This is a genomic window from Nostoc mirabile CHAB5784, assembly GCF_020829645.1.
GTDB classification, from domain to species: Bacteria; Cyanobacteriota; Cyanobacteriia; order Cyanobacteriales; family Nostocaceae; genus Nostoc; species Nostoc mirabile.
The window spans coordinates 39791-61313 of the sequence record NZ_JAIVFS010000018.1 but is presented as its reverse complement, the minus strand read 5'-3'; the positions used below and the strand labels follow the sequence as shown (position 1 = coordinate 61313).

General features: G+C 43.4%; 16 protein-coding genes and 3 pseudogenes. 10 read left to right on the top strand and 9 right to left on the bottom strand.

The window, feature by feature from the left end:
• Positions 1–31: 31 nt before the first annotated feature.
• The 4 genes from recG to rpsB all read right to left on the bottom strand — a co-directional run bounded on the left by recG (position 32) and on the right by rpsB (position 5708).
• Positions 32–2509 (bottom strand): ATP-dependent DNA helicase RecG, encoded by a 2478-nt coding sequence (recG, locus tag LC653_RS14285; protein WP_229495101.1) that lies wholly within the window; start codon positions 2507–2509, stop codon positions 32–34.
• Positions 2510–2647: 138 nt separating this feature from the next.
• A complete protein-coding gene (locus LC653_RS14280) occupies positions 2648–3475 on the bottom strand; it encodes a hypothetical protein (protein WP_229495100.1) in 828 nt (275 codons plus the stop codon).
• A 273-nt stretch (positions 3476–3748) separates the two neighbouring features.
• Positions 3749–4693, bottom strand: a complete 945-nt coding sequence (tsf, locus tag LC653_RS14275) for a translation elongation factor Ts (RefSeq protein WP_229495099.1) — start codon at positions 4691–4693, stop codon at positions 3749–3751.
• A gap of 220 nt (positions 4694–4913) precedes the next feature.
• Positions 4914–5708 (bottom strand): 30S ribosomal protein S2, encoded by a 795-nt coding sequence (gene rpsB / locus LC653_RS14270; protein WP_229495098.1) that lies wholly within the window; start codon positions 5706–5708, stop codon positions 4914–4916.
• Positions 5709–5837: 129 nt separating this feature from the next.
• On the opposite strand from rpsB, the gene LC653_RS14265 reads away from it, so the two are divergent.
• The 8 genes and pseudogenes from LC653_RS14265 to LC653_RS14230 all read left to right on the top strand — a co-directional run bounded on the left by LC653_RS14265 (position 5838) and on the right by LC653_RS14230 (position 10416).
• Positions 5838–5987 (top strand): MAPEG family protein, encoded by a 150-nt coding sequence (locus tag LC653_RS14265; RefSeq protein WP_229495097.1) that lies wholly within the window; start codon positions 5838–5840, stop codon positions 5985–5987.
• The gene (locus tag LC653_RS14260) at positions 5954–6268 is read left to right on the top strand and encodes a hypothetical protein (RefSeq protein WP_229495096.1); all 315 of its coding nucleotides are present in this window, start codon (positions 5954–5956) and stop codon (positions 6266–6268) included. The genes LC653_RS14265 and LC653_RS14260 overlap by 34 nt, the downstream gene beginning before the upstream one ends.
• A 272-nt stretch (positions 6269–6540) precedes the next feature.
• Positions 6541–7053, top strand: a pseudogene (locus tag LC653_RS14255) (BMP family ABC transporter substrate-binding protein); the annotation flags it as partial.
• Positions 7049–7528: pseudogene (locus LC653_RS14250) on the top strand (ATP-binding cassette domain-containing protein); the annotation flags it as partial. The pseudogenes LC653_RS14255 and LC653_RS14250, both read left to right, overlap by 5 nt.
• Position 7529: 1 nt before the next feature.
• Positions 7530–8093 carry an ATPase gene (locus LC653_RS14245; RefSeq protein WP_229495095.1) on the top strand — a complete coding sequence of 188 codons (564 nt, stop codon included), beginning with the start codon at positions 7530–7532 and terminating at the stop codon, positions 8091–8093.
• A gap of 2 nt (positions 8094–8095) precedes the next feature.
• A complete protein-coding gene (locus LC653_RS14240) occupies positions 8096–8287 on the top strand; it encodes a hypothetical protein (RefSeq protein WP_229495094.1) in 192 nt (63 codons plus the stop codon).
• A gap of 343 nt (positions 8288–8630) precedes the next feature.
• Positions 8631–9341, top strand: a pseudogene (locus LC653_RS14235) (ABC transporter permease); the annotation flags it as partial.
• Between the two features lie 136 nt (positions 9342–9477).
• Positions 9478–10416, top strand: a complete 939-nt coding sequence (locus LC653_RS14230; RefSeq protein WP_229495093.1) for an ABC transporter permease — start codon at positions 9478–9480, stop codon at positions 10414–10416.
• Positions 10417–10653: 237 nt separating this feature from the next.
• Here LC653_RS14230 and LC653_RS14225 read toward each other — a convergent pair whose 3' ends face one another.
• Positions 10654–11451 carry an HAD family hydrolase gene (locus LC653_RS14225; RefSeq protein WP_229495092.1) on the bottom strand — a complete coding sequence of 266 codons (798 nt, stop codon included), beginning with the start codon at positions 11449–11451 and terminating at the stop codon, positions 10654–10656.
• A 104-nt stretch (positions 11452–11555) separates the two neighbouring features.
• On the opposite strand from LC653_RS14225, the gene LC653_RS14220 reads away from it, so the two are divergent.
• Positions 11556–12374 carry a hypothetical protein gene (locus LC653_RS14220; protein WP_229495150.1) on the top strand — a complete coding sequence of 273 codons (819 nt, stop codon included), beginning with the start codon at positions 11556–11558 and terminating at the stop codon, positions 12372–12374.
• 563 nt (positions 12375–12937) lie between these two features.
• Here the strand turns inward: LC653_RS14220 and LC653_RS14215 are convergent.
• The 4 genes from LC653_RS14215 to LC653_RS14200 all read right to left on the bottom strand — a co-directional run bounded on the left by LC653_RS14215 (position 12938) and on the right by LC653_RS14200 (position 18406).
• Positions 12938–13648 carry a DevA family ABC transporter ATP-binding protein gene (locus LC653_RS14215; RefSeq protein ID WP_196525879.1) on the bottom strand — a complete coding sequence of 237 codons (711 nt, stop codon included), beginning with the start codon at positions 13646–13648 and terminating at the stop codon, positions 12938–12940.
• A gap of 125 nt (positions 13649–13773) precedes the next feature.
• Positions 13774–14928: an ABC transporter permease DevC gene (gene devC, locus LC653_RS14210; RefSeq protein ID WP_229495091.1), complete on the bottom strand. Its 1155-nt coding sequence runs from the start codon at positions 14926–14928 to the stop codon at positions 13774–13776.
• A 107-nt stretch (positions 14929–15035) separates the two neighbouring features.
• Positions 15036–16460, bottom strand: a complete 1425-nt coding sequence (locus LC653_RS14205) for an HlyD family efflux transporter periplasmic adaptor subunit (protein ID WP_229495090.1) — start codon at positions 16458–16460, stop codon at positions 15036–15038.
• A gap of 1208 nt (positions 16461–17668) precedes the next feature.
• Entirely contained in the window at positions 17669–18406 is a 738-nt protein-coding gene (locus LC653_RS14200; RefSeq protein WP_229495089.1) for a phycocyanobilin:ferredoxin oxidoreductase, read from the bottom strand.
• A 1005-nt stretch (positions 18407–19411) separates the two neighbouring features.
• On the opposite strand from LC653_RS14200, the gene LC653_RS14195 reads away from it, so the two are divergent.
• Entirely contained in the window at positions 19412–21232 is a 1821-nt protein-coding gene (locus tag LC653_RS14195) for a beta strand repeat-containing protein (RefSeq protein WP_229495088.1), read from the top strand.
• Positions 21233–21523 lie beyond the last annotated feature (291 nt).

Genomic DNA, 21523 nt, shown 5'->3' with positions numbered 1-21523 from the left:
CTAGATGAGAGCTTTAGCGGAATTTAGTATACTATGTCAAAATCGCCCCACCCATTAACCGCTCATACCGATACTTCAACTCTTCTTTCATCAAATACCAACGCTCTAAGGTTGCATCCATCTCTATAATTTTCTCTGCTGCTTGCCGCGCTAAAAGTAAAACTTCCTCATCCTCAACCAAACTTGCTAATGTAAAATCTGGCACTCCAGATTGACGAGTTCCCAGTACTTGCCCTGGGCCACGAAAACGCATATCCATCTCTGAGATGAAAAAACCATCCTGAGATTGTTCCAACACCTTCAACCGTTGTTGAGCATCAGGATTTCTGGAACTGCTCATCAACAGACAATAAGACTGAGCCGCACCACGACCGACACGCCCCCGCAGTTGGTGGAGTTGCGATAAACCAAATCGCTCCGCATTTTCAATGAGCATGACTGTAGCGTTAGGTACGTCTACACCAACCTCAACAACAGTAGTAGAAACCAAAATTTGTGTTTGGTTATCACGAAATTTGGTAATCGCTTCATCCTTCTCGGCTGAACTCATGCGACCGTGTAGTAGCCCCACTTGAAAATCGGGAAAAACGCTTTCTTGTAGCTTTTGATGCTCCTCTACAGCCGATCGCAGATCCAGTTTTTCTGATTCTTCTACCAAGGGCAAAACCACGTAAACTTGTCTACCTTGAGCAATTTCTCGGCGGATGAGGTCGTAAGCATGGTTGCGTTGCTGACCCGATAGCACTGTTGTCTGAATCTTTTGTCGCCCTGGTGGTAACTCATCAATCTGGCTCACATCCAAATCACCGTGTATCGTCAGTGCTAAGGTTCTGGGAATCGGAGTAGCTGTCATAGTTAACACATGGGGTTGCTCACCTTTTTGCTGCAAACGCGCCCGTTGTTCTACCCCAAAGCGGTGCTGTTCATCAATCACCACTAACCCCAGTTGATGGAAGTTTACGGGGTCTTGAATCAATGCATGAGTTCCTACTAATAAAGGTAATTCACCAGTTCCTAACTGAGAATGTATTTGTCTTCGTTTAGCCGCTTTGGTAGAACCTGTCAGTAATTCCACTGGTAAATGCAAGAGATTAAACCAACTAACTAACTTGCGATAATGTTGTTCTGCCAAAACTTCTGTGGGAGCCATCAGCGCCGCTTGATAGCCAGATTGAATTGCTGCAAGGATAGCTAGCACGGCGACGACTGTTTTACCGGAACCGACATCGCCTTGCACCAAACGATTCATTGGTACGGGTTTCTGTAAATCGTTGAGGATGTCGTTGAGGACTCGTTGCTGTGCGCCAGTGAGTTGAAAAGGTAGTATTTCGTGGAATTTCTCTACAAGTTGACCTCTTGGGACAAGGATGGCACTGGTTTGAATCGCCCTTGCTTGCTGCTGACGTTGCAGTAACCCAAGTTGCAGGTAGAAAAATTCATCAAATACTAGGCGGCGACGGGCAACTTGCAGAGCGGCGCTATCACTGGGAAAATGAATGTTAGCGATCGCATCTTTCAATTCCATCAAACCATACTTCTGTCGCAAACCACTTGGCAAAGGGTCTTTCAGGTGAGCAGCAGCAGGTAAAGCAGCAATTACCGCCTGTCGTACTGTATTCGCCACCACCCCTTCTGTCAATCCATAAATTGGCACTACCCGCCCAATATTCAGCGACTCAATCGAATCTCCTGGATTTGCCAAAACCTCTAGTTCTGGATTATCCAGTGTCAAGCCGTATTTACTTTCTTTTACCAACCCACACGCCGCCAAAATACTACCTACTGGATAACGGCGTTTTAAACTTTCTTGCCAAGCGCGACTGCTAAAGCGCTTACCTGCGTAAAAACGACCAATTTTGATTTGACCACTGTTATCTTTGACTACCAGTTCTAAAATTGATAATTTCTGATTTTTAGGGCTAGTAAAGCAGTTGCAACGCTTCACTGTAGCTACTATTGTCACCGTCTCACCCGCCTGTAACTCGCGGATATTCACCTGACGCGCATAATCAATGTGGTCACGCGGATAGTAGAAAAGCAAGTCGCGGACGGTGTGTAAACCAAGCCGTGCCAAATTATCAGCTTTTTTGAAGCCTATTTCTGGTAAATCGCTGAGTTTTTGCTCAATATTCGGTGCAAGCCTCCGACTCACCTCAGCAACAATTGGTGATTTTAGATTTTGAATTTTGGATTGATAGATTTTCCCCTGCTCCTCTGCTCCCCTGCTCCCCTGCTCCCCCTGCTGTAGTTGAGAGAGATATCTACGAGTCTCTGCTACTAAATGTTGTCTTTCTTCCAGTGCTAGATGTGGATAACTAGCAAATTGCACCGCTAGTCCTTGCCAACGGCGGCGTTCAGTTTGGGGTAAGCCTGTTGGGAATTTGCCCAAAGTTAGGCTTAGAAATTCACTGAAGCGGTATTGTCTGCCCACCAAGTCTGTAAAGCCGCGTTCGGCTTCTATTGCCAAGGCTTTGTGCAATCGTATCCAATCTGGTTTTTCATTAGTCATTGGTCAATAGACATGGGAGTGAGGAATAGAGACACGATTAATCGCGTCTGTACAGAAGAGACGTGATTAATCGCGTCTGTACAGAAGTTAAGAGTTAGGAATAAATAACTCATAACTCATAATTCATAACTCATAACTTTATTCAAACCAACTAGCACGCCATGCAGCTTCAGCTTCAGCGATCGCCTTTTCCCGATGTTTCTTTTGATACTCTCGTCCTAGCTTGTTTAGCTGAACTAAAATACTGCGGATTTGCCTGCGCTCAGATGAGAGTGTCACATCAGCAAATTCAATTTCTCCTAGCCGCAGGTTAATAGCCATAATTTGCGTCAGTCCAGAATCTTCTGACTGCTGCTCATTTTCAATTTCAATTACTAAGTTTAATAAGTTGGGTGGCCCTGGCATTACCTCAGCAGACGCTTCTGATGCAGCCGCAGCTGCTGCTGCTAAAATCGGTTCTGGTAATTTTTTAGGTAATACCCCAGATTTTTGTATTAAAAGATTAGCATCATGCGAAAGTTTTTTCAGTATCTCTTGCGTAACCTCTTCTAAGTTCTGTTGCCATTTTACTAGTTCTATAGGATTAGAGGTGTCGGCGGTGAAAGACTGAGAATTAGAGGTGTCTAGAAGTCCAGAAGATGAAGAGGATGTTACTCCCTCATCCCCCTCATCTACCCCAACTTCCTCACTTTGAATACAAGCAAGCAATTTCTCCCCTGCCACTTGACCCAACTTGCGGATGGCTTGTTGCAATTGCTGACGCTGATTCAATGACAAATTCAGAAAGTTTTCAGGATACCCCTGAGTACAAAGGTGGTAACTCGCCAGAATCAACTGTTTTCGTACAGCTAGCCCCAAGGTGTTTAGATAACTAGCATAAGCGCTTTGTAGTTCTACTGCGATCGCCTGAATCGCTTCTTTTATTGCTGCAATATCTCGTTCAATTCGCTCGATTGCTCTTGCCATATCTTTTCGTTCTTGCCCATGTGAACTATTACATAGTACAAATGTACGAATTTATTTTAGGATAACTTTCCAGAGGATTTTAGATTTTAAATTAAATGCGATATTTCGCGTCTCTACTAAGAAAATACAGGTCAGGCTATTTGCTTGACCTGTCCTTTAAGCAGTTAGGAGTTAAGAATTATGAGTTATAAATTATGAAGCAACTTCCTATTAACTCCTAACTCCTGTACAGACGCGATTAATCGCGTCTCTACTCTTAACTCCTAACTAATATTACTTAGTACCCATTTGTGCAGCGACTTCATCAGCAAAGCTAATTTCTTGCTTTTCAATGCCTTCGCCCAGTATATAGCGGACAAAGCGGGTCACTTGAATCTCTTCGCCTAATTGCCCCTTCACTTGCTTGACCAAGTCTTCCACGGAAATACTCTGATCGCGAATGTAAGGCTGATCGAGCAAAGTCAATTCTTTCAGGCGTTTTTCAATTCGTCCCTGAACAATTTTTTCTTTGATGTTATCTGGCTTGTTCGCCAAATCATCCTTGCCCATTTCAATGTCTTTTTCTTTTTGGGCAATTTCGGCGGGGATTTGGTCTACGCTCACATACTCGACATTCGGACAAGCCGCAACTTGCATTGCAGTGTTCCGTGCCAAGCTTTGGAACTCTTGATTAGAAGCCACTGACTCAGTTTGAGAACCCAGTTCTACCAATACACCAACTCGACCGCCAGTATGAATGTAACTGTCTACTACACCTTGGGTGCCTTCTGCTAGTGCAAAATTGATAAAGCGACGCACTTGGATGTTTTCACCGAGCGTTGCAATAGTTTGCTTGATGAATTCTTCTACAGTTGCAGTTTCATGTTCAATATAGTGTTGAGCCAACAAAGACTCAACACTATCAGCAGTCGCTGCTTGCTTTGCTAGGTTCTTAACTAAAGCTTTAAAAGCCTCGTTACGAGCAACAAAATCGGTTTGGCAGTTGACTTCTATGAGTACACCCACCCGACCACCGGGCTGAATGTAAGTGTCCACTAGACCTTCTGCCGCAACGCGATCGCTTTTTGCGCCCGCCTTAGAGATGCCCTTTTTCCGTAGCCAGTCTACGGCTTCTTCTATGTTGCCATCAGTCTCTATCAGCGCCTTTTTGCAGTCCATCATGCCGGCACCAGTTTTTTGGCGTAGCTCTTGGACGAGTTTTGCAGATATTTCCGCCATGTTGCCTCAATTCCTAACTTGACCTCGAGTTGTAATCGCTCACGGGTGTTGAGTATTTATATCTTACTCAGGGCTGGGGTAGAAAAAATAATGAAGTTATGAGGTATGAGTTTTTTCGCCTCTACCTTAGCCTACGATTTGCCGCAGGCAAGGGCGGCTTGCTGCTACTCTGCCAGCCACCGCCCTCCTTCGGACACTACTTACTTCACCCCTGCTTTACTTATTCCTCTGTTTCCTCGTCGGGAATTACGGCGTCAGTATATTCGGTTTCTTCGTAGTCTTCGTCATACTCACCACCGTCGTAATCTTCGTAATCCTCTTCAGCATCCAGCTGACCGTGACGACCTTCATAAATGGCATCTGCCAATTTTCCGACTATCAGCTTAATTGACCTGATAGCATCGTCGTTTGCTGGGATGGGGATATCTACTACATCTGGGTCACAGTTTGTATCCAGCATGGACACAATCGGAATACTTAGCTTTTGGCATTCTTGAACTGCGTTATATTCCCGGCGTTGGTCTACAATCACCACGATATCGGGTACTTTCCGCATTGTTTTAATGCCGCCCAAGTATTTCTGAAGCTTCGTCATTTCCCGACGTAGCATTGATGCTTCTTTTTTCGGTAATAAATCTAGTGCGCCAGTTTCCTCACGGCGTTCTAAATCTTTGAGACGGTCTACCCGTGTTTTGATGGTTGCCCAGTTGGTCAACATTCCACCCAACCAGCGTTGGTTAATGTAGTGGGAACCACAACGGCTAGCTTCTTGGGCAATAATTCCAGCCGCTTGGCGCTTAGTGCCGACGAAAAGAAATTTCTTCCCTTGTTCAGCGTGCGATCGCATGTAATTGTAAGCATTATCCATCAACTGGGCAGTTTGCACCAAGTCGATAATATGCACACCATTGCGGGAAGTATAAATGTAAGGAGACATTTTTGGATTCCAACGCCGGGTCTGATGCCCAAAGTGAACCCCTGACTCCATCATTTGAGCCAATGAAACTACTGGCATATATTTTCTAACTCCGATTCGGGTTAAACCTCCATCCAAGTGCATTTCCAACTGGAAACACCCGAATTCTCAGATGTGCGAGATTAGTTAACCATACTAGGTTAGCATATTCCGAAGAGTTGTAGTTGGTTGACACTAGCTCGGGTTGCCCATGCCTGGGGATTAATACAGACCTATGGCCCATCACCGGGCAGGGCGATTGGTTTTTTCGGAACTTGGCTAGTTTATATCGTCGGCAGTCTGGCTTGTCTTTACTACAGCGTGCAGCAATTTTTATAGCCCAGCCAGCGATTTCATCTTTAAGTGAAACTGCTCAAGAAATAGCTGAACGAACCAGAGGATACTGGGGTGTTGAAAATAAAGTCTACTACGTTCAGGATGTGACTCAAGGTGAGGATGCATCGAGAATTCGCACTACTCCCCTGACTCAAGTTTTTGTGCTTGCTAGCAATTTTTCACTCAATTTATATCGGGACAATATCTTTAAAAACATGGCACAAGCTCAACGTTTATGTTCTTTTGGATTGGACATACCTAAGCGGCTTTTTAGAATGAAATAGCCCTGCTCATAATGGTCTTTCATTTGGAAGTACTAAGTGATAAACTTAGGAACCAATAAGGTTTGGATAAGACTTGATCCCCCCAACCCACGCCAGTCGCTCCACTTGGGGAGACCCCAAGACCGCGCTGGCTCCCCTTAAAAAAGGGGGCTAATAATGGCTCTATTTCCCCCAATTTATCGGGGGACTAAGGGGGATCTTTAAGGACTATGCACCTTAACCGAACCGTATTGACTTAGTAACTATAATGACTAAATATCGAAAAGCAGTAGATGATCCTAAATTTTAATAGACGTAAATTTATTTTGTATGGTTCAGCTACTTTTACTACTAGCCTATTGCTGAAAGCTTGCAGTAGTAATCAAAGCACGACACCAACAGTTAGTAGTAGTGGAGAAGGTTTTAAAATAGCGATCGCACTCCCTGGAGTCATCACTGATAAAGCTTGGAATCAGTCTGGTTACGAAGGCATAAACCTAGCTAAACAAAAGCTGGGTGCAGAAGTTGCATATCTGGAACAAGTCGCCCAAGCAGATCAAACGGAAGCATTAACAGATTTTGCCCGCCAGGGTTATAATCTTGTATTCGCCCACGGAGGACAATTTGATGCAGCAATAGAACAAGTTGCTGCACAATTTAAGAATACATTTTTTGTGGGTGTAAATGGTAATTCCAAGGGAGAAAATATTGCCTCTTTGCGTTTAGATCACTTGCAAGGTAGTTATTTATGTGGAATTATTGGCGCAGCGATTACTAAATCTAATAAATTAGCTTATATTGCTGGGGTTGCAATTTAGCATTGGCCAAAACTTGATTTTGAATGCTTTTAAAAACTTGCCATTCTGCCGCAATTTTTTATTACAATCACCAGCAATAAAAAATCATGCCCAAGTTGCAATGCAAGAGTTTGATATTCGGGCGACTGGGGAAGATATCAAGGTAAGCCAACTCTCAGGGGGAAATCAACAAAAGGTAGTTTTGGCGAGGGAACTGGCGGGAGAACCAGATTTAATTGTAGCGATGCAACCCACGCGGGGATTAGATGTAGGGGCGACAAGTGCAGTTCATTCTCGGTTATTAGCAGAACGCGATCGCGGTGCCGCAATCTTGTATATTTCTACTGAGTTAGAAGAAGTGATGGCTATGAGCGATCGCATTGCCGTAATCTACAGAGGTGAGTTTGTCGCTATTTTGGATGCACAGACAGCAACAGTAGAGGAGATTGGTTTGTTGATGGCTGGGGGGACACGCAGAGGATAAAATGCCAAGCCTTTATATCATCGGTGGTGCAAATGGTTCAGGAAAAACTACCGTTTCCATGAGTTTATTACCAAATTTTTTAGACTGCTTTGAGTATGTGAATGCAGATGCAATAGCTGCTGGTTTATCCCCATTAAATCCAGAGTCGATGGCTACAGAAGCAGGAAGATTAATGATTACACGCCTGCGGACGTTATCTAACTCTGGTAGTGATTTTGCTTTTGAAACCACATTAGCTGCGAGAACTTTTGCACCTTTTATAATTGAATGTAAAGCTAAAGGCTACATAATTAATTTAATTTATTTTTGGTTACAAAGTCCTGATTTGGCAGTAGAACGGGTAGCACAAAGGGTTGCTAGCGGCGGACATTCGATTCCAGAAGATGTGATCCGAAGACGCTACCACAGAGGGAGAGTAAATTTAATTTCTTTGTATTTACCGTTGTGCGATCGCTGGATTATTTATAATAACTCTAGTAATGATGCTAGCTTAGTAGCTGAGTATAGCTATAGTCAACAGCTTATTGTATATGAAAGTAGAATTTGGAATCAAATCAGAGGATAAAAATGGCTGATCAAGAATTAGAACTTTTATCGAGTAAAATTGATGCTGGAGTTAAAGCCGCAATTGCAGCAGCCATAGAACGACATCGCAAGCTAGGTCAATCAATTAGTATTATGCAAAATGGGAAGGTGGTAATTTTAACTGCTGATGAGATTTCAGCAACAAAGCCTCAACATAATAATATAAATCACTGATCAGTAAGAGCGATCGCATTGCCGTAATCTACAGAGGTGAGTTTGTCGCTATTTTGGATGCACAGACAGCGACGATAGAAGAAATTGGTTTATTGATGGCTGGCGGGACATGTAGAGGATAAAATGCCAAGTCTTTACATTATCTGTTGTTTGCTTTAATGCCCACTTAAACGTCGAAGCTGATCTCGAAAATAGCAAAAACTTGGTGATTGATTATTGTCAATGTCCATAAGGGGAGAGATGAGATCCTTTCTGCCCAAGTTGCCTTCTCCTTACCAATTCCCTGCCAACCAAGTTTAGACAATTTTTGAACACCACCGGAATATACTGCATCGGCTAACTTCTAGCACTGATTGCTGGGTTTGGGTTTGGTGCGGTTTGGGGTTGGATACCGGGTTATCTCAAAGCAATACGGGGAATCAATGAAGTTATCACTACCCTATTACTGAATTACATAGCAGTGAATTTAGTTAGTTACTTGGTGCAAAATCCCCTAAAAGCACCAGCCGCGCCTAGTCCTTATTCACCATTAATTGCTAAATCTGCACAGTTGCCGATTATTCTACTCCAAAGTCTTGCCCATGCTGGCATAATACTTGCGTTAATGGCTGCTGGAGTATTGTGGGTGTTATTGGTGCGATCGCCTCTAGGATACCAAATTGCCGCCGTTGGTTTTAACCCCACAGCAGCCCATTATGCAAGGATTTCAGTAAAAAATACCATTATGCTTGTCATGTCCTTAGCAGGTGGTTTAGCCGGGTTGGCGGGTGCATCTGAGGTAATGGGATTGAAGTACCGCTTATTTGAACAGGTTTCCCCTGGTTATGGATTTGATGCCATTGCGATCGCCTTTTTAAGTCGCGGTAGTATTAGCGGTGTAGTATTGACTTCTCTATTTTTTGCCGCCTTGCGTAGTGGTGCCAATGTCATGCAACGTAGTGCTGGTGTACCTGTGACTGTAGTTTATGCAATTCAAGGATTAACTGTCTTATTCATTGCCATCAGCCTCGCCGTAGAAAGACGAATAAAAACGCAAAGTAACGCTGAGGTTTAACGCGAAACTTTCTCTGCGATACTCTGCGCTTCCCTTAGCGTAGCCTTCTCCTTCGGAGACGCTACGCGAACGGCAAGCCGCTTCTCTACGAGACGCTCCGCGAACGCGTCTACCTCTGCGTTAAAAAAAAATAACTATGAATAACCTTAACTTCCTCTCTGATTACTTAATTGCTAGCTTAAACTTAGCCGTACCCCTAGCATTTGCTGCCCTTGGGGGAATGTACTCAGAACGTTCAGGAGTATTAAATATTGCCCTAGAAGGGATGTTATTAACTGGAGCTTTTACCAGTGCAGCCGCTACCTTTTATACAGGCAACCCTTGGCTTGGTGTTATCTGTGCGTTGATTGCTGGGGGATTAGTCGGTTTACTCCACGCTTTTTTATGTGTAACTTTATATGTTAATCAGTTGGTATCAGGGTTAGCGATTAATCTGGTCGCTGCGGGCTTAACATCATTTTTAGCGCGGTTAGTATTTAATGGCAGCAATACTCAAAGATTACCAGGAATTGAGCCTATAGTCATTCCTGGTGTTGCGAATATACCTATACTTGGAGCGATGTTGTTCCAGCAAGATATTTTTGTATATTTACTGATAACTCTAGTTGCTACAAGTATCTATTTCTTATTTCATACTAGCTTTGGGCTGACTTTGCGGGCGGTAGGGGAATATCCCCAAGCTGCTGCGACGGCTGGGGTTTCAGTATCAAGGGTGCGATATGGGGCTGTAGTACTCAGTGGCTGTCTTGCCAGTTTAGGAGGGGCTTATCTCACCTTGGTACAAATCAGATTTTTTACCGAAGGGATGAGTGCAGGTAAAGGATTTATTGCGATCGCAGCTTTAATTTTTGGTAGGTGGCATCCTTTAAGTACTACTCTAGCTTGTTTTTTATTTGGCGCTACGGAAGCTTTACAGTTACGAATTCAAGCTTTTGGTGCAAATATTCCTTATCAGTTTCTAGCCATGCTACCGTATGCGATCGCTTTATTTGCACTAGTGGGATTAGCTGGGAAATCTACACCCCCCCAAGGGTTAGGTGTTCCTTACTCGCCAGAAAATCGCCAAGACAATTAAATAATTCGTAATTCGTAATTCGTAATTCGTAATGGGCAACTCTTAGAGACGCTAAACGCGAACGCCCCGCAACGCTTTCGTAAATTTTGTTTTGTAATGGGGATTTAACCCCAACACAAAACTTGCGTGATTTTTGAACCGGGGGACTTAAACCCACGGAACTAGTTAAAATAATTCGTAATTCGTAAAAGGTAAAATCAGTGCTACGAGATTATTGTAGAACAACTCTACTTTTCCCTAACTTGAGATGTGCAAGCTTTTCAAAATATAACTAGATAACTCACAAAATCCTTCCCCTTCGGCAGCGTTAGTAATATAAGCAGGGTGATATTTCAACTGATTCACATATTCCAGCACATTTGCCACGCCTACAGAAATAGGAAAATAACGCCGATCAAATAAACTTTCATCATTGGGGCTATCGCCAACAGTGACAATTTGTTCTGGTGAATACTGGGGCAAATATTCGCCCAATACCTGCAACAATCCCACAGCTTTATCTTGCCCTTGGGGTTTAATGTGACATTGCACGTTGCTATAGGTAAATCCCCAACCCATTTGTTGACAGAGATTCTCTAGGGTTTGTAGTTCCTCTTGACGCAAACCAGCTACATCAAAAGTCCAGTCGGTGATGCGAAAGCGATTATCAGCAGATTTTTGGATTTGGGGAAATTTGGTTTGTAAATTCTCAAAAGTTGTAGCCAAGTGCTGGCGATGTTTTGCTAAATCGGGAATGGGTGTTAAAACTACTGGTTTCTGGTTCCCAGGTGGAAAGTACAAACCGCCATTTTCTGCTATAGCACCTGCCACTGGCATAATCGCACTCAATCCACTCACCCACCCAGCAGAACGTCCTGTGACAATCAGCACCTTAATATCAGCTGCCGCTAAATCCTCTAAAGCTTGCAGCAGTGCAGGAGTAAATTTTCCTCGTCTAGTCAGGGTGCCATCCATATCTGTGGCTATCAGACGAATATTGCTCAAGGTTGTAGATGAAAACTCAGACAGGGCAGGGATACTGTGGTGTCTGGACATAGGTGGTTTGTGAAAGGCTGTAAAAAATATTAATGATACAGCAAGATGACATTGAAGATTTGGGCATCCTAAACATCAGGAGTCAAGTTTTTCAGTTTCCAACCATGTTCACTTCGATATTTCTTGCCCAAACCCCAGGAAAGCCTAAAAAAGCATCCCAGGAAGTGCCAGCAAGTAATCCTCAAATACCACCGTTATTGTTGGTAACTTCAGGAGGGCTGGCTTTAGCGGTGATTGCAATGATAGTGTATAGTAAGCTCCAGATGAATAAGCTGGAGAAAAAACTTAAGTTTGAACAATTCCGTGCGCGAGAATTAGAGAAAAAGTTTAAGCTGGCGCTGGAAACGATTCGCAAAATGGAAACTAATCCCGATTTGGTCAACTCACGGGACTTTAACCTAGATTATCTGCGAATGCGGATGTCAGAGGAGGTGTTTCATTTTGCAATCCTTAATCAAATCAAGATTCAGATCAAAGAAAAAGTTACTCAAGCCCTGCGTCCAAATCAAGCACAACTTGGATCAGTCGGAATTGCTAATAGCGCTGGACGGCAAGTAGATGAAATTTTTGATGTAGAGTATGAAACTGGTACTCCAGGGAACTCTGCTAAACGAGTGCTGTTTCGCATTCAAGTCCGGTTAATGAAGTTACCAACGCAAGCAACTTCTGCGACTATTAGTCAAATTATTGACTGTATAGAAACTTACCTAAGCCCCATAGAATCCGAAGATAGTTGGCAACCAACAATTCAAGGTCGGATTGCTACTATGCATTGGGATCAAAAGGCTAAACCTACGCCTCTACTGGTGCTGGAGCAATCAAATGAAGGCGTGAATGTGACTTTTCGTACTAATCGCCAACCAAATGCTCCAACTCCACCAAACCAACCTGGAATGAAAAAATCAGGCTCGGCTAGACAATAAATTATGGCTGTCAAAATAATTCGTAATTTATAATTCGTAATTCGTAATTATTACCCCACGACTGAAGTCGCTTGCTCTGAAATAAGGAATAAATTTATTTGTCTCCATAAACTTTAGTTAATTGCTCTGTACCTTTAATTACGAATTACGTTAGCGTAGCGGTAGCGAGGAACGAGCGTCATTACGAATTAGTAATTATTTGGTCATTGGTCATTCATAGTCATTCAGAAAAAACAAATGACCACACACATTGCGGCGTGCAGAGCAACTAAATTTATTTATGGGGGTAGTACTAGTGCGAATTTATGACGCTCGTTCGCCCTTGGCGTGCCGTAGGCAAGACTCGCTAACGCTGCGCTATCGCCGTCCAAATCACTCGATTAATTCGCTAGCACTAATCCCACGAAAAGCCGCTTCGGTTTTAATATTTTGCCAAGCTGTAGGTGTTAACACTGCGGTTCTTTTTGTCTTCACTTCATCGTGTAAAACTGGTATATTTTTTAATCATTTTTTACTTGGAATCCCCCACCTAAAGGCGTGGGGAGTGTCAATAAGAACTAAAATCATGACTGAATAGCGGCATTGGGAGAATTACGGGTTAAAAGGCCATCTTCCATTTCTACGATGCGATCGGCTATATCTAAAATGCGGTTGTCGTGTGTCACTAATAAGATAGTAGTTCCCTGATTTTTGGCTAAACTCTGCATTATTTCCACGACATCGCGTCCTGATTGCTTGTCTAATGCAGCTGTCGGTTCGTCTGCTAACACTAGTGGGGGACGATTCACTAAGGCGCGAGCGATCGCAATTCTTTGTTTCTGTCCACCAGAAAGATTATCTGGGTAGTAATCAACTCGTTCTTCTAGCCCAACAGACCCCAGCATAGCTTTTGATTTAGCTACTGCTTCTGTTTGAGAAATATTATCATTCAATTCTACCGCCATTTGCACATTTTGCTTTGCTGTTAAGAACCCTAGCAAATTGTGAGCTTGGAAAATATAACCAATGTTGCGTCGCATCTGCACCAGTTTGTTTTGACTGACGCCAACGAGTTCTTCACCTAAAAATTTTAAACTTCCTTCTTGTACAGACCGCAAACCACCAATTAAGCTCAGTAATGTTGTTTTACCTGAACCTGATGGGCCGGTCATAATTACAATCTCACCTGGATAAATTTCTAGGTTGATGTCAAATAATATCTGTTTTCTCAGTGCCCCTTTGCCATAATAGTGGTTGAGATTTTTAATGGCAATTACAGGTTCTTTTTCTATCATATTCTTATTACTTCAAATTAACAGTTTTGAAACGTAACTGTAGTGCCTATCAAAAATCAAGCTTTCTTAATTATTGATTATAAACTATAGTTATCAATAATTTATTTTAATTAATATTGACTTAATTAAAATATATCTGCTGGATCGGCAGAACGTAATTTTCGGACTGCGATCGCACCAGAAATAATACACATTAGCATAGTCAAAATCAACACCATTACCGCCCGATCAAAACTCATGAAAACTGGTAAAAGTGTTGCTTCTCTGGCACTTTTATACATAAACAAAGCAAAAACTATCCCAGGAAAATATCCTAAAACTGCTAACAGCAAAGCCTCTTGAAGAATGACGGTTAATAAATAATTTTGTGTATAACCTATTGCCTTGAGAGTAGCGTACTCAGCTAAATGATCTGCAACTTCTGTGTAAAGGATTTGATAAACAATCACAGTTCCCACAATGAAGCCCATGACAGTCCCTAATGTGAAAATAAACCCGATAGCTGTACTATTTGCCCAATAATTCCGCTCAAAATCAATAAATTCTTGTTTAGTTAAAACATTTACTTCGTTAGGTAAATATTTTCGTAATTCTTGGGCAACAACGTTAGCATTGGCTCCGGGTTTTAATCTAATTAGCCCAATATCAATTAATCCTTTTTGACGATTGCTAAATATTCGCAGAAAGTTAATATCACTTGTAATTAAATTACCATCTGCGCCAAATGATGCACCTAATGTAAATAGTCCTTCGACTTTAATTCGCCGCCTTCGCACTTCTGCTGTTACAGTCTTTCTTTGGTCATAATTAGCAGCAATTGGGCCATATTCCACTCTAGAAGAACGATCAAATAGAACTACATCAGGCAGTTTAAGTTTATCTAAATTTTCCTGAACTCCAGGTAAGTTAACTATGTTAGTTTCTGGGTTCATTCCAAATATCAGGATACTACGAGGGCGGCCTGTTACAGGATTTTTCCAGATTGTAAAGTCCAAATATATCGGATGTACCGATTGTACTGCGGGTAACTCTAAAGCTTTATATAACCGTCTTTGAGAAAAACTCCTCATAGCCAGAACAGCACTGGATTGACTATTGATTAAAACAATATCGCCCTGCAAGCTGTTATGAAATCTAACGTTACTATAATATAAGGCATCTCGGAAACCGAGTTGCATAAACATTAAAATATCAGCAAAGGAAATTCCTGCTAAAGCCACAGCTAGGCGAGTTTTTTCTCTTGTCAGTTGTAGCCACGACAGAGGTATTTTTTGACTCATTTTATAGGCATCCAAGCACAGCTAAAATAATTCGTAATTCGTAATTCGTAATTCGTAATTCGTAATTCGTAATTCGTAATTCGTAATTCGTAATTCGTAATTCGTAGTTAGTTATTAATATCGACAACAACTTTGGCGTAAGTTAAACCAGAAACTTTCTGGCTATCTTCTGGGGACAGAGCAATTTTCACTTCTACGACTCTGGCATCCACATCTGCTGCTGGATCTGTATTCAGCACATCTTTTTTACCAATTTTTCTGCCAATTTCAGTGACAGTTCCCTTTAATTCGCCGCTAAATGCTCCATTATCGCTGCTGATAGTGGCGTTTTGACCAATACGCACTTTACCAATACTGTCTTCGGCGACTTCAGCAATTACAAACATTTGGCTAGTTTGTCCAATTTCAGCAATGCCATTTGCACCGATCGCTTCGCCTGATTTGGTGTAAACTTTTAAAATCTCTCCAGCGATTGGTGCTTGAACGTAGCTTAACCTTAGTTCTGCTTCGGCTTTTCTGATATTTGCGATCGCATTACTAACTTGGGCTTGCGCTATTTGCACATCGGTAGGACTAACATCTAAAATTCTGCTCAGTTTGGCCTTTTCTTCATCGATTTGTCTTTGCAAAGTTGCTACGGTTTTATCACGGTTAACTTTGGCTTCGATTAGCTGCTGTTGCAAAGTTGCTAAATTTTGTATTTGGGTAGCTCTGGCTTCGGCAAGTTGCTGTCGTAGAGTTGCCAATGTCTGTTTTAGGGTAGCTTGGCTTTCGGCCACCTGTTGATTAGAAGTTACTGCACTCAAGCGTCTTCTGTCCCGCTCTTGCTGAGAAATAGCACCTTCTCTGTATAAAAAATCATAGCGTCCGGCATCGACTTGAGCATTGCGCTGTTCGGCTTTAATACGTGCAAGCGTTGCTCTGAGAGCATCTCTTTGCCCACTGAGTTCAGCTTCTAAGCGATTCACGGTTGCTTGCTGGACAAGTTTATCACCACTTAACTGGGCTGCAATCCGCGCGATCGTGGCTTGCCCTGCATTCCTTTCGCCAATTAACTGCGCTTGTAGGCGAGCAATAACTGCTCTTTGGGCTTGAATATCTCTTGGAGATCCAGCCCTAACTTGCGCTAAATTCGCACGGGCTTCTTGCACTTTGGCTTTTGCCTCTTGTAGTCCGGCTATTTGGGTATCGCGGTTATCCAAAATTGCGATAATTTGGCCTTGCTTTACCTGTTCACCCTCTCTCACCAGAAGTTGCTGAATTCGTGACGATGGTGCTAATCCTGATGATGGGGCAGACAATTTAACAACTTCGCCTCGCGGTTCCAAACGCCCTACAGCACTAATGCTATTGGTAGATGGCATTACGGGGACGGATGTAGTTAGTTTTCTTAACTGCTCGATTTTAGCTGTACCTAGTATCCCAGCAGCGATTACTATTGGCACGGCTACAGCGATACCCCACCAAATCTTAGGTTGTTCTTGATTAAATGCCTGCTCACTTGGCTTTGGCTTTTCAGTCACCCTTGACATAGTATGTTGCCCATTTACCTGAATTGTGCTGATGGAAGTAAAAATAAAAAGGTTTTTAATTAACAGCCAGCCGCTTAGGACAAACAACAGTGGTTTAAAGCTGGGTATGGCTTAAAATCCATTGCGTGATGAACGCTTAACACTATGGCTTTACAAAATGGTGTTTTCTATAGTGCTTCTCGTTTGTATGCAATACATTTTGACCTCATTTCCATTCCTCTCTCCTTTTAGGAGAGAGGCTTTGAATATTACTCCCCTTCTTTTGCAGGGAAGGGGCTGTTCTTGTTAGGTCTGTATTGAAACTAAGAAACGCTATAGTAGCTGGCTATTCAATAACTCTGAGTATTATTGAGACATGAGTGCAATGGGAGTTAGCAGAATTCACAAGCAGTATGAATCTAGATGTAGAGACGCGATGTATAGTGTCTCTACACAAAATCTTAAATTGGTATGATGCGGTACTATACTGCTACATTCACTATGGCTACAGTTAGTCACAAAATTGAAAAGAAACATCAAAAATAGACTATTGCCTTTGTTGGATACCAGGGCTATTTCGTTCTAGACATAAACCGCCCAGAACTGAAGTTCCGGCCTAATAGTCCAAGTCCACTAAAGTGGACTAAAAGCCTTTCTTAGTCCACTTTAGTGGACTTTTGTTATTAGCCTCAGAATTCATTCTGAGGCGGGCTAGATGAGAATGAAATAGCCCTAGTTGGATACAATCTTGGTACAAAAGTTAGTCTTCCTTAAGTGAATCAGCTAAAAAATATCTGTCAACTTGAGCATTCCTAACATCAGAGTTTTCTTAACTTTCTGGTCAATGAGTTAGCAGGGCCACTTGCTTGCACCTACCAAGACAACAAACCATTTTGTCATATTCGCTTCAAAGACTTTATTATTCTCCCTGCTGCTGTTTTTGGACTCCATTAAACTCTCGTTGAATGAATTCTACATTTATCCATTACGCGAAAACGTAACAGAGCCTACAGATGGGGGAGATCGGGGAAATGGGGGTGTTTAAGTTAAGAGCAACTAACAAGCGGCAAGTTTTGTGGCGGAGTGTAAATCCCCATTACAAAACTTAATTACGTTAGCGATAGCGAGTCAGACGCTCCTACGTCGTTAACGCAACGCTTACGAGCGTCGGAACGAGTGTTATTACGAATTACGAATTACGAATTACGAATTACGAATTACGAATTATTTTAAGTTGGGAGGTCGAATAAAACTGTGGTCATGTAATGTTCTGCCCAAGCTGGGCCAAAGGCTTTTTCTAGTACGCGGCGGGTTTTATCGTTTTGCTGCTGTTTGGTGCAGTAGTTGTGTTGTCCGGCGAGATTTTGTGTAACTTGTTCAGCTGAAACAGGATGTGAGGCGATCGCTTGGGTGCAATGAATGTCTAAAAATTCTCGCACACGCGAGAGAAACATTGTTTCTTCTTCTGGGGAACTGGGGCGCACAAAGATGCAAAAATCCGAAAAAATATCTCCCCATTCAGGTAATTCACGGGGTTGGGAAAAGTTAAGCACTGTTAGCTGTGTCAGTGCATAAGTATAAGATTCTGGTAAGGTACGCTCTAATTGGATAGGAGAAAGGTCGGCGATCGCTGCACTAATTTGCCCTCTACCCCCAACTAAATCGCAACCAAACATCGGCAGGTTGTATTCTGGACGAGGAAACATGACGCAGTGCAAAATATCCAGCATATTTCCGATTTTTGCCAGTTCCAAATGCATTTTTCGGAACTGGGGGGTTTCATAGCAACGGTTTTCAATCGTCAGTTTTTCGCCTTCTAGTCTACCTTCCACATACCCCAACTCATCAGGCAAATGGTACGGCGATAGATCCAGGTGCTGATGCCAAGCTGCCTCAATACAATCAGCTAGCTGACGAATTAGGGGATGTTGTTGCTCACGCAGCGAGGGTATAGAAGTAAATGACATATTCTAGTTGGGAATGCGATCTAGTGGCCAGTCTACAACCTGTCGTGCCGTTTCAACAGATAAGTGGTTAGCCTGGGTTCCAGTTCATATTAGACTTTTCAAACAACCTCTTACTAAAGCTGTGGTTTAAGTCGTGTTGAAAAAGAAGCAGGGGAGCAGGGAGCTCTTAGCTGGGGGGATAGAAAAGAATTGGGATTCGACCCCACCCTCACTTGAACCACTGGTGGAGAAGTGGGGGACTCAGACCCCATTGGTGTCAACTTAACGTAAAAACCATGTCCCGCAAGGAACTGAAGTTCCTTGCTAATAGCGAAAGTCATCTAAAGATGACTAAATAATCCGAAAAATCTTTAGTCTACTTTAGTAGACTTTAGCTATTAGCCTTGAACTTTAGTTCGAGGCGGGTAAGGAAGCTAACAGTTAAGCTACTTTTAGCTTAAGTTGACACGTATGCTCAGACCCATGTTCCCCCCTTCATTCCACCGCAGGAGTCAGGGGTCATTTCCCCCTGCTCCCTGCCTCTTCGTTGAACTCAAGCTTTAGCCAACAAACGCGCAAATGTTGGGTTTTGTTCCTCAACACACTAAAATTGAGTCTCACTTTACCACAATAACGCCCAGTTTATTGACAATTTTAGATATTCATCAGAATATTTAGGTGGTTTAACGGTTATCAAAGTAATTTTTGTTTACAAAGTCAAATCAGTTGACTAGGTGACACCAAAAGACCGCTATCAATACAATTCGTAATTTTAAGCTTTGTAACTCATGATTAAATTTCCTAATTACGAATTACGAGTGCTTTAAATGGACGGTTAGAAACCATATCTGCACAAACAAAACCTGCGTTTCCTTGCCTATGGAACGCAGGTTTCAAAACTTTAATTTGTGAGTCCGCGCAAGCCCAAAGAGTTTGTGCAGTCGTCAATTCCATTTACCAAGGCTGTGGACTGACTCAATAGTACAGACGCGATTAATCGCGTCTCTATAAACATAGGAGAAAATCATGGTTATTTCATCATTTAATCTCTCTAACCTCGACGGCACTAACGGCTTCACCATCAACGGCATCGCAGCGGGTGACTACTTAGGCTATTCTGTCAGCAGTGCCGGAGATGTCAACAATGACGGCTTCGACGACTTGATTATCGGGGCAAGACTTGCCGACCCCAACGGCACAGATTCTGGGCAGAGCTACGTGGTGTTTGGCAGCAGCAACGGCTTTAGCTCCACTCTCAACCTCTCTAACCTCAACGGCACTAACGGCTTCACCATCAACGGCATCGCAGCGGTTGACTACTCAGGCTGGTCTGTCAGTAGTGCCGGAGATGTCAACAATGACGGCATCGCTGACCTGATTATCGGGGCACCCTATGCCTCCCCCAACGGCTTATATTCTGGGCAGAGCTACGTGGTGTTTGGCAAGAGCACAGGCTTTGACGCCACTCTCAACCTCTATAACCTCGATGGCACTAACGGCTTCACCATCAACGGCATCGCAGCGGGTGACGGTTCAGGCATTTCTGTCAGCAGTGCGGGAGATGTCAACGACGACGGCATCGCTGACCTGATTATCGGGGCATCCGGTGTCGACCCCAACGGCTCCGCTTCTGGGCAGAGCTACGTGGTATTTGGCAAAAGCACAGGCTTTGATGCCACTCTCAACCTCTCAGACCTCAACGGCGCTAACGGCTTCACCATCAACGGCATCGCAGCGAGTGACTACTCAGGCTATTCTGTCAGCAGTGCCGGAGATGTCAACAATGACGGCATCGCTGACCTGATTATCGGGGCACGCTATGCCGACTTCAACGGGTACTCTTCTTCTGGGCAGAGCTACGTGGTGTTTGGCAAGAACACAGGCTTTAGCGCCACTCTCAACCTCTCTAGCCTCAACGGCTATAACGGCTTCACCATCAACGGCATCGCAGCGTATGACGAATCAGGCGTGTCTGTCAGCAGTGCCGGAGATGTCAACAGTGATGGCTTCGACGACCTGATTATCGGGGCATATATAGCCGACCCCAACGGCTCAGGTTCTGGGCAAAGCTACGTGGTGTTTGGCAACACAGGCTTTAGCTCTACTCTCAACCTCTCCACCCTCAACGGCGCTAACGGCTTCACCATCAACGGCATCGCAGGGAATGACTTATCAGGCTATTCTGTCAGCAGTGCCGGAGATATCAACAGCGATGGCTTCGACGACCTGATTATTGGGGCACCCGGTGCCGACCCCAACGGCTCAGAATCTGGGCAAAGCTATGTGTTATTTGGCGGGACGAATATCGGCGGCACTCCTGAAGTCACAGGAACTCCCCGTGCAGACACTCTCCCAGGCACAATTAACAAGGATATCATCGACGGCAAAGCTGGCAATGACACCATCGACTGCAAAGCTGGCAACGACTTGCTGCAAGGGGGTGCTGGCAATGATATCCTCATTGGCGGTGCTGGCAATGATACCCTTGTCGGTGGCATCGGTGCTGACAAATTCCTTTACGATACCAATGCTCGCTTTGACAGTTCTGCTATTGGTTTAGATACCATCTCTGATTTCAAACAGTCCCAAGGTGACAAGATTGTACTGGATAAGACTACCTTTAGTGCAATTACTTCTGCTGTGGGAACCGGTTTTAGTAATGCTAATAATTTTGAAGTCACTTCTTTAGGGGCAGCCAGCACTGCTGCGATTGTCTACAACCCTGTAACTGGGCAGTTGTACTACAACTCTAATGGTAGCGTCGCTGGTTTTGGCATCGGTGGCCCATTTGCGGTTCTAACTGGTGCTACAACTCTGGCGGCATCAGATTTTGTGTTGCAAGCATAGTTCGCCTAAAATACCGATTTCCAAGCTTGGAACAGCTAATACCAATTCACAATACTTCATTCACAATACTTCGGCTACGCCCTTACTTCGACTGCGCCCTTACTTCGACGCCGCTCAGTACAAGTCGGCTACGCGGTAATCGAGCGAAGTCGAGATTCAGGACAAGCTCAGTACAAGTTCGCAATTAAAAACTTAGATGCAGCAAAGCTTTCAGGGGTTACATCTGTATCAGATTTTTCGTGAAATGGTAAGCTGTTCCACAAATAACCTTGCATATATTGGGCAGGGCTA